13 protein-coding genes are annotated in these 15,618 nt (G+C 67.4%); 6 read left to right on the plus strand and 7 right to left on the minus strand.

Annotated elements, in window-relative coordinates; all coding sequences use genetic code 11:
• Positions 1 to 12: 12 nt before the first annotated feature.
• The 3 genes from BBA01S_RS41445 to BBA01S_RS15860 all read right to left on the minus strand — a co-directional run bounded on the left by BBA01S_RS41445 (position 13) and on the right by BBA01S_RS15860 (position 2,244).
• Positions 13 to 417 (minus strand): Rieske (2Fe-2S) protein, encoded by a 405-nt coding sequence (locus BBA01S_RS41445; RefSeq protein ID WP_042297318.1) that lies wholly within the window; start codon positions 415 to 417, stop codon positions 13 to 15.
• Positions 414 to 1,073: an HAD-IA family hydrolase gene (locus BBA01S_RS15855; protein ID WP_027817314.1), complete on the minus strand. Its 660-nt coding sequence runs from the start codon at positions 1,071 to 1,073 to the stop codon at positions 414 to 416. The genes BBA01S_RS41445 and BBA01S_RS15855 overlap by 4 nt, the downstream gene beginning before the upstream one ends.
• A 142-nt stretch (positions 1,074 to 1,215) precedes the next feature.
• Positions 1,216 to 2,244 (minus strand): RluA family pseudouridine synthase, encoded by a 1,029-nt coding sequence (locus BBA01S_RS15860; RefSeq protein ID WP_027817315.1) that lies wholly within the window; start codon positions 2,242 to 2,244, stop codon positions 1,216 to 1,218.
• Positions 2,245 to 3,104: 860 nt separating this feature from the next.
• On the opposite strand from BBA01S_RS15860, the gene BBA01S_RS15865 reads away from it, so the two are divergent.
• The 6 genes from BBA01S_RS15865 to BBA01S_RS15890 all read left to right on the plus strand — a co-directional run bounded on the left by BBA01S_RS15865 (position 3,105) and on the right by BBA01S_RS15890 (position 10,819).
• Entirely contained in the window at positions 3,105 to 6,470 is a 3,366-nt protein-coding gene (locus tag BBA01S_RS15865) for an Rne/Rng family ribonuclease (protein WP_027817316.1), read from the plus strand.
• 223 nt (positions 6,471 to 6,693) lie between these two features.
• The gene (moaA, locus tag BBA01S_RS15870; protein ID WP_027817317.1) at positions 6,694 to 7,812 is read left to right on the plus strand and encodes a GTP 3',8-cyclase MoaA; all 1,119 of its coding nucleotides are present in this window, start codon (positions 6,694 to 6,696) and stop codon (positions 7,810 to 7,812) included.
• Positions 7,813 to 7,883: 71 nt separating this feature from the next.
• Complete coding sequence (gene mobA, locus BBA01S_RS15875; RefSeq protein WP_042297320.1) at positions 7,884 to 8,513, plus strand: molybdenum cofactor guanylyltransferase MobA; 630 nt, start codon at positions 7,884 to 7,886, stop codon at positions 8,511 to 8,513.
• A 126-nt stretch (positions 8,514 to 8,639) separates the two neighbouring features.
• Positions 8,640 to 9,944 carry a molybdopterin molybdotransferase MoeA gene (gene moeA / locus BBA01S_RS15880; RefSeq protein ID WP_027817319.1) on the plus strand — a complete coding sequence of 435 codons (1,305 nt, stop codon included), beginning with the start codon at positions 8,640 to 8,642 and terminating at the stop codon, positions 9,942 to 9,944.
• Between the two features lie 111 nt (positions 9,945 to 10,055).
• The gene (locus BBA01S_RS15885) at positions 10,056 to 10,331 is read left to right on the plus strand and encodes a DUF3566 domain-containing protein (RefSeq protein ID WP_027817320.1); all 276 of its coding nucleotides are present in this window, start codon (positions 10,056 to 10,058) and stop codon (positions 10,329 to 10,331) included.
• Positions 10,331 to 10,819, plus strand: coding sequence for a GNAT family N-acetyltransferase (locus BBA01S_RS15890; RefSeq protein ID WP_027817321.1), 489 nt, complete (start codon positions 10,331 to 10,333; stop codon positions 10,817 to 10,819). Before BBA01S_RS15885 ends, BBA01S_RS15890 begins: the two co-directional genes overlap by 1 nt.
• A gap of 82 nt (positions 10,820 to 10,901) precedes the next feature.
• Here BBA01S_RS15890 and BBA01S_RS15895 read toward each other — a convergent pair whose 3' ends face one another.
• The 4 genes from BBA01S_RS15895 to BBA01S_RS15910 all read right to left on the minus strand — a co-directional run bounded on the left by BBA01S_RS15895 (position 10,902) and on the right by BBA01S_RS15910 (position 15,567).
• Positions 10,902 to 12,410, minus strand: coding sequence for a DNA recombination protein RmuC (locus BBA01S_RS15895; protein ID WP_027817322.1), 1,509 nt, complete (start codon positions 12,408 to 12,410; stop codon positions 10,902 to 10,904).
• Entirely contained in the window at positions 12,407 to 13,396 is a 990-nt protein-coding gene (locus BBA01S_RS15900) for a 2-hydroxyacid dehydrogenase (protein WP_027817323.1), read from the minus strand. The genes BBA01S_RS15895 and BBA01S_RS15900 overlap by 4 nt, the downstream gene beginning before the upstream one ends.
• Positions 13,397 to 13,472: 76 nt before the next feature.
• On the minus strand, positions 13,473 to 14,906 hold the full coding sequence (locus BBA01S_RS15905) for a sodium:proton antiporter (RefSeq protein ID WP_042297323.1): 1,434 nt from the start codon (positions 14,904 to 14,906) through the stop codon (positions 13,473 to 13,475).
• Positions 14,896 to 15,567 (minus strand): LutC/YkgG family protein, encoded by a 672-nt coding sequence (locus BBA01S_RS15910; protein ID WP_027817325.1) that lies wholly within the window; start codon positions 15,565 to 15,567, stop codon positions 14,896 to 14,898. Before BBA01S_RS15910 ends, BBA01S_RS15905 begins: the two co-directional genes overlap by 11 nt.
• Positions 15,568 to 15,618 lie beyond the last annotated feature (51 nt).

Below are 15,618 nucleotides of genomic sequence, written 5' to 3' on the forward strand. Positions count from 1 at the left end.
TCGGCGAGGAAATCAGTTCGGGGTCGGAAGCAGGTCGTGATCCGGCAGCCAGAATACAGCACGGCCCTCAGGCGTGTCGCGTTCCTCGACGCGCACCGCGCGCAGACGCCCGCCGCGGCAAGGGCCGCCCACGCATTTGCCGGTTTCCGGCTGATAGATTGCGCCGTGCGTGGCGCACATCAGATAGAGCCCCGACGATTCGAAGAACTGCCCTTCGACCCAGTCGAGTTCCATCGGCACATGCGCGCAGCGGTTCAGGTAGCCGTAGGCCTCGCCGCCGAAGCGCACGAAGAACACCACGGCCGGGCCGCCCGCGTAGGTCGCGTTCACGCGCACGCCCGCGCCGCCGTCGGCGAGATCCCCGGCGGCGCATACGCGCACGGGGGCGTGCTGGCTCACGGCTGCGCTCTCGCTCATGCGTGCTCCCGCAGCCACGCTGCGAGTTCGGCTACATCGGCTGCGATGAACTGGGGCGCGAGCGCCTCCAGGGATGACGCCGAGTGCGCGCCATAACCCACGCCCACGCCCGCAACGCCCGCGTTTGCGGCCATCTGCAAGTCGTGCGTCGTGTCGCCGATCATCACGGTGCGGCCCAGATCCTGCCCCAGTTCGCGCGTGAGTTCGTGCAGCATCGCGGGATGCGGCTTCGAGAAAGTTTCGTCGGCGCAACGCGTGCCGTCGAAGAGACTCGTGAGGTTCGCATCGGCCAGCGCACGATTCAGGCCCACGCGGCTCTTGCCCGTCGCCACGCCGAGCAGATAGCCGGTGTCGCGCAGTTCAGTGAGCATTTCGCGCACGCCCGCGAACAGCTCGGTCTGCTGATCCTTGAGCAGATAGTGGACGCGATAACGCTCCACGAGGCGCGGGTAATCGGCCGGATCGAGCGTGGGCGCGGCGATCTGCAACGCCTCGCGCAAGCCGAGTCCGATCACGTAGCTCGCCGCCTCGTCGCCGGGCACGGGCAGGCCCAGGTCGCGGCAGGCGGCCTGGATGCTGCGCGTGATGTGGGCGGTCGAGTCCATCAGCGTGCCGTCCCAGTCGAACACAATCAGGTCAAATTGCTCTCGGGCCATACGGTCCTTCTCCAAACACTGTTGTTCTTGAGTCCGGCGTTTATACCCGGTCAAATTCTTTCGTCGGGCCGCATTGTGCCCATTCGGCTGGCAATGCGGCCGCTGCGTGCCGCTGAGCGAGCCTTCGCAGATGATTCAACCCTCATTCGGGTTGCGGCGCCGCGTAGTCCCCGCCCGCCGCTTCGCGCTGCGCGCGCAGCTCGTCGACGAAACGCCGCAGCTCCGGCGGCAGCGGCGCTTCAAACTGCAGCGGCACGCCCGTGATCGGATGCGTGAGCTTGAGCCGGTGCGCGTGCAGGAACATGCGCTTGAGGCCTGGCTTCGCGTTGGTGCGCGCGAGCGCCTTGTTCAGCGCGAAATCGCCGTACTTGGCGTCGCCCACGATCGGCAGCTCCAGATGCGCCAGGTGCACGCGGATCTGGTGCGTGCGGCCGGTCTTGAGCTCGGCTTCGAGCAGCGCGTACTGCGGCCAGCGCTCCACGAGATTGAAGACCGTATGCGAGGGCTGGCCATCCGGCTGCACGCGCACGCGGCGCTCGCCTTCCGGGGTCAGGTACTTGTGCAGCGGCTCCTTGACCGCGCGACGGCGGCCCCAGTCGCTCGCCCAATCGCCGTGCACGCAGGCGTAGTAGCGCTTGTCGGTCTTGTTGTCGCGCATCTGCTCGTGCAGGCCGACCAGCGCCGCACGCTTTTTCGCCAGCATCAGCACGCCCGACGTCTCGCGATCCAGCCGGTGCACGAGTTCAAGGAATTTGGCCTGCGGACGCGCCTGACGCAGCTGCTCGATCACGCCGAACGCCACGCCGCTGCCGCCGTGCACGGCGACACCTGCGGGCTTGTCGATCACCAGCATCGCCTCGTCCTCGTAGAGCACCTTGAACTCGGCAGCGGGCACCGGCGCGGACTCTGGCGCTGTTTTTTCGGCGATACGAATGGGCGGCACGCGCACGAGGTCGCCCAGTTCGAGGCGGTACTGCGCGTCGACCCGGCCCTTATTCACGCGCACTTCGCCGCTACGCAAAATGCGATAAATGTGGCTTTTCGGCACGCCTTTGCAGACGCGCAGGAGGAAATTGTCGATGCGCTGACCGGCTGCGCCATCGTCGATCTCGACGATGGAAACCTGGTCACTTGCGACCTGATTCTGGGATATTTTGCCTAACCCTTTCATTCTGAATATAATTTGCCCAACGCTGACGCGAAGGTTGGCCCAACGGCCATAAAGTTCCCGATCCGCCCGATGGTTATCCAAGGGGGATCTTCCGGACCTGAAACCACGCGAAATGCGCAGGCAGCAAGCGATAAACGGTTATTTTACTTGCGCCCGGGGCTGGTTGCTCACCCTGTCTTAAGAGAAGCAACGAGTTGCACGCACGGAACACCCGACGGCAGGGACGGCGCCCACAGGCACGTTCGGTCGCACCGGGCTCCGACGGTAACGGAAGGTTGGTATAAAGAATTCATCCGGCGCGTCGCGCCGCGCGCCCGAAGCGATTTCGATGTGGCCGCGGTACGACGCGACGGTGGCGAAAATACGGCGAGCGCCCGATTCGTCCCGGCAACGTGCGGGACATGGCGACGTCAAAAGTGTCGAGACACCCGAGGGGGAAGACGGGCGTTCCTGTTAGCTTCCCATACGCGGCCCTTCAGCAGACAGCGAAGGCCGCGAAGCAGATCCAGCCATCAGCGCGCAGTACGCGGCTGCGGTGTGTTTCCTGTTGCGGTCGTGCGTGGCGCAGTTTGCCGCCGGTGCACGTAACAGACGGATCCATGGAAGCGCAGGAAAACCGTGCCCCGGCGGCACGTCTCTTCGCTTCTTGAAGACGTATTTCGCATGTGCCCACGCGGCCCGTCCCTGGCAACGCAACGCCGGCCGGCCGCCTCAACGGCAATTCTCCCCGCCATCCTTCCCGCTCCAGCGTGCTTGTGAAAACACAATAAGGCGCGGCTTGCCGCTGCCCGACACTGTGCTGCCCGTCGAAGCGACGGGCGCCGTGAAGGGCGCGCGCGAAGCCGCACTGGAGTCGTTCAATGAAACGAATGCTGTTCAACGCGACGCAGCAGGAAGAACTGCGCGTCGCCATCGTCGATGGACAGAAGCTGATTGACATCGACATCGAAACCGCCGGTCGCGAGCAGCGCAAAGGCAACATCTACAAGGGCATCGTTACCCGCATCGAGCCGTCGCTCGAAGCGTGTTTCGTCAACTACGGCGAGGATCGCCATGGCTTCCTGCCGTTCAAGGAAGTCGCCCGCCAGTACTTCCGCGACGGCGTGGACATGCGCGGCGCGCGTATCCAGGACGCCCTCAAGGAAGGCCAGGAACTGATCGTCCAGGTCGAAAAGGAAGAGCGCGGCAACAAGGGCGCGGCCCTGACCACGTTCATCTCGCTCGCCGGCCGCTACCTCGTCCTCATGCCGAACAACCCGCGCGGCGGCGGCGTGTCGCGCCGCATCGAGGGCGACGACCGTCAGGAACTGCGCGAAACCATGGCGCAGCTCGAACTGCCGGAAGGCATGAGCATCATCGCGCGCACGGCCGGCATCGGCCGCTCCGCCGAAGAGCTCCAGTGGGACCTGAACTACCTGCTGCAACTGTGGCGCGCCATCGAAGCCGCGTCGCAGGCAGGCACGACCGGTCAGCCCATGCTGATCTATCTCGAGTCGAGCCTCGTCATTCGCGCGATCCGCGACTACTTCCAGCCCGACATCGGCGAAATCCTCATCGACACCACCGAGATCTATGACCAGGCACGCGCCTTCATGGATATCGTGATGCCGGACAATGTCAATAAGGTGAAGCGGTATCACGACGATGTGCCGCTGTTCTCGCGCTTCCAGATCGAGCACCAGATCGAGACGGCGTATTCGCGCACCGTCCCGCTGCCCTCGGGCGGCGCGATCGTGATCGACCACACCGAAGCGCTCGTCGCCATCGACGTGAACTCGGCACGCGCCACCAAGGGCGCCGACATCGAGGAAACCGCTGCACGCACCAACCTGGAAGCCGCCGACGAAGTCGCGCGCCAGCTGCGTCTGCGCGACCTGGGCGGCCTGATCGTGATCGACTTCATCGACATGGAGTCGGCCAAGAGCCAGCGTGAAGTCGAGCAACGCCTGAAGGACGCCCTGCGCCACGACCGCGCACGCGTGCAGATGGGCAAGATCTCGCGCTTCGGCCTGATGGAGCTGTCGCGCCAGCGTCTGCGCCCGGCCCTCTCGGAAGGCAGCCACGTCACCTGCCCGCGCTGTAACGGCACGGGTCACATCCGCGATACGGAATCGTCGGCGCTTCAGGTCCTGCGCATCATCCAGGAAGAAGCGATGAAGGAGCACACCGCGGCAATCCATTGCCAGGTGCCGGTCGAAGTGACCGCCTTCCTGCTGAACGAAAAACGTTCGGAAATCAACAAGATCGAGTCGCGCTTCAAGGTCGGCGTCGTGCTGATCCCGAACAAGCATCTGGAAACGCCGCACTACAAGCTCGAGCGCCTGCGTCACGACGACGCGCGCCTCGACGATCCGCGTGCTTCGTGGAAGATGGCCGAGGAAGCGGCTCGCGAACTGGAATCGGAAACCGGTTACAGCAAGCGCAACGCGGAAGCCAAGCCCAAGCAGGAAGCCGCGGTGAAGGGCATCACGCCGGAGCGTCCGGCGCCGTCCGCACCCGTCAAGGCCGTCGAGGCCGCTCCCGTGGCCGCACCGGTCGCGGCAGCAGCCGCAGGCGGTGGTTTCTTCGGCTTCATCAAGCGCCTCTTTGGTGGCGCACCGGCTGCAGCTCCCGCACCGGCGCCGGCAGCAACGCAGGACAAGGCAGCCCGTCCGGCACGCGCCGAGCGTGGCGAGCGCACGGAGCGTGGCGACAAGGCCGCTTCGGGCGACCGTAACCGCAATCGCCGCACCGGCGGTCGCGACGCAGCAGGCCGTGGCGAAGCCGCGACCGGCACGCGTACGGGCCAGAGCCAGGGCCAGGGTCGTGCGGAACGCGAAGGCCGCGAGCCGCGCGAGCAACGTGAACCCCGCGAAGGCCGTGAGCCCCGCGAGCAACGCGAAGGCCGCGAACCGCGTGAAGCACGCGAGCCGCGCGAACAGCGTGAACCGCGTGAGCAACGTGAAGCACGCGAACCGCGTGCTCCGCGCGAGCAACGCGAGCCGCGTGAAGGCCGCGAAGGCCGTGCAGAGCGCGAGCCGCGTGAACCGCGCGAGCAGCGCATCGAACGCGTCGAGCGTGGCCAGGAACGCAGCGAGGCAGCCGAAGCCGCTCCGCGCGGCGAGCGTCGCGAACGCGGCGAACGTGCTGAGCGCGGCGAGCGCCGCCGTCAACAGCCGAGCGAAGCAGTCGAAGCACAAGAAGCACGCCTCGAAGCCGCTGGCGCTGGCGCAGGCACCGACGCTGAAACCGCGGACGCAGCACAAGCCGCCCTCACCGATGGCGTGAACCAGGCCGGTTTCGACGAAGACGGTGCCGCACCGCAAGGTGAAGAGCGCCGCCGCCGCCGTCGCGGCCGCCGTGGTGGTCGTCGCGAGCGCGATGCGGAAGGTACGGCAGCACTGGAAGGCGCAGAAGGCGAAGGTTCGGACGAAGCAGCAGCCGAAGCTGACGCGCAAGCGCCGGCATCGGAAACCGTCGTGCACACCTCGGTCGCCGAGACCGTGGTTGTGACGGCTCTGCCGGTCGCAGCCGCCGCAGCAGCAGTGGAAGCCACGCAAGCGGCTGAACCTGCGCAGGCGCCTGTTGCTCCGGTCGCTCCGGTTGAAACCGTTGCTGCTGCTCCGACTCCGGCTCCGGTTGAAACGCTTGCTCCGGCTGCGCCGGTCGAGGCAGTGGCTCCGGCAGCTGAACCCGTTGCTCCGGTTGTGCCGGTTGTGCCGGTTGTGCCGGTTGTGCCGGTTGCTCCGGTTGCAGCGGTCGAAGCCGCGCCGGTTGCTCAAGCGCCTGCTGCTGCGGTCGAAGCCCCCGCTGCCGAACTGCCGGTAGCGCGTGAAGACCGCGTCGAAGCGCCGCACGTCGAAGCCGTCGAAGCAGTCGAACCCGCAGCGGTCGCACAGCCCGCACCGGCTCCGGTCGAAACGCGCGTCGAAGCAGTTGAGCCGGTTCAAGCACCGGTTCAAGCCGCCCCGGCAGCCCTGGCGCAAGTCGAAACCGCAGCACCGGCGCCCGCTGTTGCACCTGCACCTGTGGCCGCCCCGGCAGCCGCAGAGACGGGCGCGACCCTGGCTCCGATGCTCGAATCGGCTGGCCTCGTGTGGGTGAACACCGACACCGCCAAGCTGCGCGCCGCGCAGGAAGCCGCGGCCCAGGTGGTCAAGCCCGCGCGCGTGCCGCGCGAGCGCAAGGCGCTGGCGCCGGTCGACGCAGCACCGATGCAGCAAGTGGAAACGTCCCGTCAAGGCTAAGGCCTGAAACGGTGCGGCACTGGAAACCGCCCGCAAGGAGGATTCCAGTGCCGAAGCCCCCAAAAGGCGGCGCTGGATACCGCGCCGCAGCAAAAGCCCGCCATATATCGGCGGGCTTTTTTTTGATATATCAGCGTTCACTCTCGTCGGTGTGCGACAGGTGCTTCGGCTAAAATCGAAACATTGCACGCAGTACGTCGTCATCGAGCAGCACGTAGAAACCATGTCCCGACGCATCATCCCCGTTACCGATGCCCGCACCCTGCCGCCGAGCCTCCAGAGCCCGGCGGTGTCCACGCGCGCGCCATCGGGCGAGGTGTTCGATGCGCTCGCGCGGCCGCTGCGCGACCTGCGCATTTCGGTGACCGACCGCTGCAATTTCCGCTGCGTCTACTGCATGCCGCGCGCGGTCTTCGACAAGGACTATCCGTTCCTGCCGCACTCGTCGCTGCTCACGCTCGAAGAGATCGAGCGTCTCGCACGGCTTTTCGTCGCGCACGGCGTCACCAAGATTCGCCTCACGGGCGGCGAGCCGCTGTTGCGCAAGAACATCGAGTTCCTGATCGAGCGCCTCGCCGCGCTGCGCACGCCCGACGGCGCGCCGCTCGACCTGACGCTCACGACCAACGGCTCGCTGCTGGCCCGCAAGGCGCGCGCACTGCGCGACGCGGGTCTCACGCGCGTGACCGTGAGTCTCGACGCGCTCGACGACGCCCTGTTCCGCCGCATGAACGACGCCGATTTTTCGGTGAGCGACGTGCTCGACGGCATCGCCGCCGCGCAGGCGGTCGGCCTCGCGCCGCTCAAGGTCAACATGGTGGTCAAGCGCGGCACCAACGACAGCGAAATCGTCCCGCTCGCGCGCCACTTCCGCGGCTCGGGCGTGGCGCTGCGTTTCATCGAATACATGGATGTGGGCGCGACCAACGGCTGGAACATGGCCGAGGTGCTCCCCTCCGCCGACGTCGTCGCGCGTATCGCCGAACACTTCCCGCTCGTGCCGCTCGAAGCGCACAGCGCCGCCGAAACGGCGCAGCGCTGGGGCTATGCCGATGGCGCGGGCGAAATCGGCGTGATCTCCAGCGTCACGCGCGCGTTCTGCGGCGACTGCACGCGCGCGCGGCTGTCAACCGAAGGCAAGCTGTACCTGTGCCTGTTCGCGTCGATGGGCTATGACCTGCGCGCGCTCGTGCGCGGCGAAGCCAGCGACGCCGCCATTTCCACTGCCATCGCGCAGATCTGGGAACAGCGCGCCGACCGCTACTCGCAACTGCGCGGCAGCGCCGCCGCACCCGCGACGAGCGAAGAACGCCGCATCGAAATGTCGTATATCGGCGGCTGATCCACCGTCGCCGTCAGTCGGAGCAGTCGGAGCCGACCCGCTCCACCCTGCTCAAGCCTTGCGCCCTACTCATGCCCGACACGCCCACCGCGATCCCCGCTTCCGCCATCACCGGCCTCGTGCTTGCGGGCGGGCGCGGCCAGCGCATGGGGGGCGTCGACAAGGGCCTGCAGATGCTGCACGGCCAGCCGCTCGCCGCTCACGTGCTCGCGCGTCTCGCGCCGCAGGTCGGCACGCTGGCCATCAGCGCGAACCGCAACCACGAGGTGTACGCAACGCTGGGCGCGCCCTGGCAGGCGGCCGTGCTCGCCGATACGCTGCCCGACTATCCCGGCCCGCTTGCAGGCCTGCTGGCCGGACTGCGCGCCGCGCGCACCGAATGGCTGCTGAGCGCGCCCTGCGATTCGCCGTGGCTGCCTGAAGACCTCGGCGTGCGCCTGGCCGAAGCGGCCCTCGCGCACGGCGTCGCCATCGCCACGGCAACGACCACGAACGCCGCCGGCGAAGTCAGCCTGCATCCTGTTTTCGCGCTGTTGCGCACGTCGCTGGCCGACGACCTCGCGGCCTTTCTGGACGCGGGCGAGCGCAAGGTGCGCGCGTGGTACGCGCGCCACACGGCGGCCGAAGTGAGCTTTGCCGATGAACGTGCGTTTTACAATGTCAACTCCCTGAAGGAACTCGCCGACCTCGACCGCGCCTGACGGGCACGGCCGATCGCCACGCCATGCGCTACGCATGCACCCGGCCTCGGGCACCATCAGGACGATCGCCGCACCTGTTGTGCGAAGTTTGTACCAACGCGTGCGGACTCGACGCTTCTCCACCTCATGACCACGCCTAACACTTTCCCCGCGAGCGCCGCAAGCCTCACCCAGTTCGATCCCCAAGCCTTGCCCGTCAGTGCCGCCCAGGCCATCGTGCTGGAATGGGTCACGCCGCTCGCGCAAAGCGAACGTGTGCCGCTGCGCGATGCGCTCGCACGCGTGCTCGCCGCCGACGTGATTTCGCCGATTGACGTGCCCGCGCACGACAACTCGGCGATGGACGGCTATGCGTTCGACGGCGCGGCACTCGCACAAGGCGCAGGCGCGCTCACGTTGACGGTCGCCGGCAAGGCCTTCGCGGGCCATCCGTTCACGGGCGAGCTGGCCGCAGGTGGTTGCGTGCGCATCATGACCGGCGCGCCGATGCCCGCGGGCTGCGACACCGTCGTGCCGCAGGAACGCGTTACCACGCAGGACGACACCGTCACCTTCCCCGCCGACGCCCTCGCGAGCGGCGCGAACCGTCGCCGTCGGGGCGAGGATCTCGCACGCGGCGGCGTGGCGCTCCGTGCAGGTCGCGTGCTGCGCGCGAGCGACATCGGCTTGATGGCCTCGCTCGGTCTCGTCGATGTGAAGGTGAAGCGGCGTCTGCGCGTGGCCTACTTCTCGACCGGCGACGAGTTGCGCTCGCCCGGCCAGCCGCTCGACGCGGGCTGCATTTACGACAGCAACCGCTACACGCTCGGCGCCATGCTCAGGCGCCTGGATGTCGAGCCGATCGACCTGGGCGTCGTGCGCGACGATCCCGATGCGCTCGCCGCCACGCTGCTCCAGGCCGCCGAAAGCGCCGATGTCGTGCTGACGTCGGGCGGCGTGTCGGTCGGCGAAGCGGACTTCACGCGCACCCAGCTACAGACGCTCGGCGACGTGACTTTCTGGGGACTGGCGATGCGCCCGGGCCGCCCGCTCGCGTTCGGCCGCATCTGGTCGGGCGGCCGTCCCGGCGTCGGCCGCGCGGCGCTGCTGTTCGGCCTGCCCGGCAATCCGGTCGCGACGATGGTGAGCTTCTACCAGATCGTGCGCCCCGCGCTGATCGCGATGTCTGGCGCGACGCCGCAGCCCGTGCCGCTGATTCCCGCACGCTGCGACGCGCCGATCCGCAAACGCGCGGGCCGCACCGAGTTCCAGCGCGGCGTCGCCGGACGCGACGCCCAGGGTCAGTGGCACGTCACGCCGACCGGATCGCAAAGTTCAGGTGCGCTTAGCACCATGAGCGAGGCGAACTGCTTTATCGTGCTCGCCCATGAGGCCGCCGATCTCGACGCTGGCGAGTCCGTCGACGTCATGCTGTTCGACGGACTCGTCTAGGCCACCGCACTAACCAGCCAAACGCCGCAGCCAAACGCCGCAACCCAGTCAGATTCAATTAATTCAACGCTACCCATACGCTACGTCCACTCGACCTACGGACTGACTCACATGAAAAAACAGATCTCGTTCATTGCCGCGGGGCAGACCGCCAAAGCGCTCATCCTCGTGTACCTCACCTTCAGCGTGCCTGTCGTGCTGCTCGTCGCCGTGGTCGCGTTCTTCCGCTATGGCACCTTCGAACTCGGCACCGTGTTCAGCGCGCTGATCCTCAACGCGATCGTCGGCTTCGTGCTGCTGTGGATCGCCTGCCATCTGTACAACTGGGTCGCGTCGCGCTTCGGCGGCATCGAGATCCACCTCTCCGACGTCCCAGAGGAAGCGTGATGGCCGCGACGATCCGCGCCGCCACGCCCGCCGACGTCGGCGCGATTCACGCGCTGATGTACGAGCTCGCCGAATTCGAGAAGCTCACGCATCTCTTCACCGGCACGCCCGAGCTGCTTACCGACGCGCTGTTCGGCGCGCATCCGGCCGCCGAGGCCCTGGTCGCCGAAGACGCGGGCAAGATCGTCGCCTATGCGGTGTTCTTCCATAACTACTCGACCTTCCTCGGGCGTCGCGGCCTGTACCTTGAAGACCTCTACGTGCAGCCGACGCAGCGCGGCACGGGCCTGGGCACCGCGATGCTGCGCGCGCTCGCGGCCATCGCCGTCGAGCGCAAGTGCGCGCGCTTCGAATGGAGCGTGCTCGACTGGAACGAGCCGGCGATCCGCTTCTACGAGAAGATGGGCGCAACCGTGTATTCCGACTGGCGCATCGTGCGCGTGACGGGCGACGCGCTCGACACGCTGGCCGCGCCGGCCATCGGCTAAGCCAGGCCAGGTCGAAAAAAACGGGCCGTTCGCAGTGTTGCGGACGGCCCGTTTGCTTTTGGTTCGCACACTTCACGCGCAGTTACTCGTCGACGTTCCCCAGCGCATCGCCGAGCAGGTTCGACGCCTCCTCGCCCGGCAGCGCCTCCACGTCGCGCAGCTTGCGGTTCATCGCGCGCGTGCGCACCTCGGCGGCTTCGATGGAGCGCGTCACCGTCTCCAGTTGCGACTTCGTGCGCGCGAGCACATCGCCGAACTTGCCGAACTCCGTCTTCACCGCACCCAGCACCTGCCAGACCTCGCTCGAACGCTTCTCGATGGCCAGCGTGCGGAAGCCCATTTGCAGGCTGTTGAGCAACGCCGTGAGCGTAGTCGGCCCCGATACGGTCACGCGGTAATCGCGTTGCAGCAGATCGGTGAGACCAGGACGGCGCAGGATCTCGGCGTACAGGCCTTCGGTCGGCAGGAACAGCAGCGCGAAATCGGTCGTGTGCGGCGGCGCGACGTATTTCTCGGCGATGGTGCGGGCCTCGGCGCGCACGCGGGCCTCCAGCGCGCGCCCCGCTTCCTCGATACCGGCGAGATCGGCGCGCTCCTGCGCATCGACGAGCCGCTCGTAGTCTTCGCGCGGGAACTTGGCATCGACGGGCAGCCAGACCGGCGCGCTATCGGCGTCGCTCGCACCCGCGGCCTGAACTCCCCGCCCAGGCAAACGAATCGCGAACTCCACGCGCTCGCTGCTGCCGGGCACGGTCGCCACGTTCTTCGCGTACTGCTCGGGCGTGAGCATCTGTTCGAGCAAGGCTTCGAGCTGCACCTCGCCCCAGGTGCCGCGCGTCTTCACGTTGGTCAGCACCTTCTTCAGGTCGCCGACGCCCGCCGCCAGCGTCTGCATTTCGCCCAGACCCCGATGCACCTGCTCCAGACGATCCGACACCAGCTTGAACGACTCGCCCAGACGCTGCTCCAGCGTCGCGTGCAGTTTTTCGTCGACGGTGCGGCGCATCTCTTCGAGCTTGGCCGCGTTGTTCGCCTCGATGTCCTTCAGACGCTGTTCGAGCGTTGCGCGCACCTCGGTCAGGCGCCGGTCGTTCGCCTCGATCAGTTGCGCGACCTGCTGCCCGAGCAAGGTGCCGAAGTGGCGCAGCGCCGCGCCCTGCTCGTCGCGCGCCTGCTGCGCCTGCACCTGCTGGCTCTGGCGCACGGCGTCGAGTTGCTGCGCGTTGGTCTCGGTGAGCTTCGCGAGCTGCTGCGCGAAGCTGTCGAGCTGGCTGTTCTGCACGGTCGCGATGCTCGTGAGATGCGCCGCGAGCGCCTGCTGCACCTGCGCGAAGCCGCCGCCGAACTCGCTGCGCGAAGCCTGCGCGGTACGCGCGATTTCGTTGCGCAGTTCGCGCTCGACGCGCTCGGCCGCGCGCGCCTGCGTCTCGCTCGCGCCCGCCAGGCGGTCGCTCAACTGATCGAGCGCGTCGAGCGTGGCGTCATCGTGACCGTGCGCGCCCTGCCGCACGCGCAGCAACGCGACAATCGCCACCGCCAGCGCGATCGCCAGCACCACGAGGGCAACCGCCATCAACGACTCGATGCTCATGAACGCGCTTTGCCCAGCACGGCAGGATTGATCGGGTTGGCCGGCTGGCCCGCGCGCGGGCCTTCGCCCAATGCGGCGATCAGGTTGTCGGCGGCGAGGTTCGCCATCGCGCGACGCGTGCCTTCGCTCGCGCTCGCGATGTGCGGCGTGAGGACGACGTTGTCGACTTCGAGCAACGCCGGATGCACGCTCGGCTCGCCCTCGAACACGTCGAGGCCCGCCGATGCGATCTGGCGCGTGCGCAGCGCCTGCGCGAGCGCCGCGTCGTCGACAATGCCGCCGCGCGCGATATTGGTGAGCGTGGCCGTGGGCTTCATCAGCGCGAGTTCGGCCGCACCGATCGTGTGATGGTTTTCCGGCGTGTACGGCAGCACCAGCACGACGTGATCGGCCTCCTTGAGCAGGTCGGCTTTCGAGCGATACTCGGCGTTCAGTTCGCGCTCGATCTCGGCCGTGACGCGCGAACGGTTGTGATAGATCACGCGCATATTGAAGCCCTGCGCGCGGCGCGCGAGCGCCTGGCCGATGCGGCCCATGCCGATCACGCCGAGCGTCGCGCCATGAATATCGGCGCCCAGGAACATGTCGAACGACCACTTCTGCCACTTGCCCGCACGCAGATAGTGTTCCGATTCGGTGACGCGGCGCGCGGCCGCCATCATCAGCGCCCAGCCGAAATCGGCCGTGGTTTCGTTGAGCACGTCGGGCGTGTTGGTGCCGAGCACGTTGGACGCGTTGAAGGCCGCCATGTCGAAGTTGTTGTAGCCCACCGCCATGTTCGAGACCACGCGCAGACGCGGCGCGGCCGCCAGCACGGCGGCGTCGACCGGATCGCCCATCGTGAGCGCGCCGTCCTTGTCGGCGAGGCGCGCCTTGAGTGCGTCGGCGGACAGCGTCTCGCCGTTGTTCCAGTCGACATCGAAATACTGCTTGAGCCGGTCGATCACATCCGGAAAGATCGGGCGCGCCACGAGAATCTTTTGCATCGTTGCTCTCCACACTGCTGAGGTTGAATCGCGGTTCATTCGCCGCTGTCCGGCGATATTGTCGCCCGGCGCGGGCCTAGACGAAGAACAGCCAGGTCGCTGCGGCGAACACGGGCGTGAGCACCACGCATGACCAGCCAAGATAGCCGAAGAAGCCCGGCATGCGCACGCCGCGCTGCTGCGCGATGGCCTTCACCATGAAATTCGGCGCGTTGCCGATGTAGGTCATCGCGCCCATCCACACCGCGCCCGCTGAAATTGCCGCGAGCGTGCGTGCGCCGCTCGCCATGAGCGTCGGCGCGTCGCCGCCCGCGAGATTGAAAAACACGAGCCACGTCGGCGCATTGTCGAGGAACGACGAGAGCAGGCCCGTCGCCCAGAAGTAAAGCGCGTCGTTGGGACGGCCCGGCGCGTCGTTCACGAACGCGATCAGCGCCGCGAACGCGCCGTGCTCGCCCGCCTTGAGCATCGCGATCACCGGCGTGATCGTCGCGAAGATGCCGGCGAACAGCTTCGCCACTTCGACGATGGGCGCCCAGTTGAAGCCGTTGTCGGCGCGCGCCGTGCGCGAGGTGCAGAACAGCGAGAGCGCCGCCAGCACGATCAGGCCCGCGTCGCGCACGAGGTTCTGCAATTCGAGCCGCGCACCCGGCAGGTCGATGCCGATGCCAGGCTTCCAGACGCCGCTCATCAGCACGAGCGCGATCACGCCCGCGAGCAGCACGAAGTTGAACTTGCCGCCAATGGCGAGGCGCGCCGTATCGGGCGTCGGGTCGAGCGTGGCCTCGCGCACCTCGTCCGCGTGACGGAAGTACCACGAATCGAGCAGCCAGAACACCGCAAGCAGCACCGCGCAGACGAACAGCATCGGCACGGCCAGATGCTGCGTAGTCCAGAAGAAACTTACGCCATTGAGAAAGCCGAGAAACAACGGCGGATCGCCGAGCGGCGTCAACGACCCGCCCGCATTCGCGACGAGAAAGATGAAGAACACGACCACGTGCACGTTGTGGCGGCGATTGTCGTTGGCGCGCAGCAGCGGCCGGATCAGCAGCATCGCCGCACCAGTCGTGCCCATCACGCTCGCGAGCAGCGTGCCGAGCAGCAGGATCGTCGTATTGGTGCGCGGCGAGGCGCGCAGATTGCCGTAGATGCAGATGCCGCCCGCGATCGTATACAGCGCGCCGAGCAGGACGATAAACGGCACGTACTCGTCGATGAGCGCGTGCACGAAGAGCGGATACGTCGCTGAAACACCGTGCGTCGCCGCAAACGGCAGCAGAAACGCCAGCGCCCAGAACGCCGAAATCTTGCCGAAGTGGCGATGCCAGAACGAGGCGGCGACCATCGGGAAGAGCGCGATCGACAGCAGCATCAGCGCGAACGGCAGGCCCCAGGCCACGGGTAGCGTCGCGCCGTCGACCGTGGCGGCGTGCGCGCCAGGCACCGCGCAGGCGGCAAGTGCGGCCACGCCGCCCTTCAGGACACGCAGCAAAACGTCACGCGCCATGTACGACGATGACGTGGACGCGATAGGGCCCGTGCGCGCCAAGAACGATGGTTTGCTCGATGTCGCCGGTGCGCGACGGCCCCGACACGAAGTTGACCGCGCGCGGCAGCTCGCCGCGTTCGGCGCGCATGAGCGCGAAGGCGTCTTCGTGACCCGCGACGATGCGCGATGCGGGCACCACGGCGATGTGGGTCTCGGGCAACAGCGCGCCCGACGCCCACGTCTGCGGCCCGGAGAGCAGCACCAGCGTGCCGGTTTCGGCGGTCGCGCAGAAGCAGCCGGTCAGGCCGACGAGGTCGCTGTCCGCGGGCTTGCGGAACTCGACGCTCAAACCCGCCGCGCTCCAGTCGAACGATTCGAGCGTCTGCCAGGCGACAGCCTGCTCAGGCAGGCCCAGCGAAGCGAGATAGCGCGCGGCGGCGGCGGGCACGTCGGCGAGTTGCGCGACTTCGTCGACAGTCGTGGCCATCTTTTTCGCCTGCTCGACGAACCGCTCGACGAGGTCGCCTTCGAGCAGCGGACGCGGCCCCTGCGGGTGACGCGCGAGGTAATCGGCGACGGCTTCGCGCTCGTGCTGCGTGGGCGTCGGCGACGTCACAGCACGGCCCTGGGCCGCGCGGATACGCGCAAGTATGCTGCGGCGCGCGGCCGTGGTGTCCATGAACGTCCTCATCGAAAAAAGAAAAGCGACGCGCCGATTATACCGGCGCGT

This window comes from Paraburkholderia bannensis NBRC 103871 (assembly GCF_000685015.1).
GTDB classification, from domain to species: domain Bacteria; phylum Pseudomonadota; class Gammaproteobacteria; order Burkholderiales; family Burkholderiaceae; genus Paraburkholderia; species Paraburkholderia bannensis.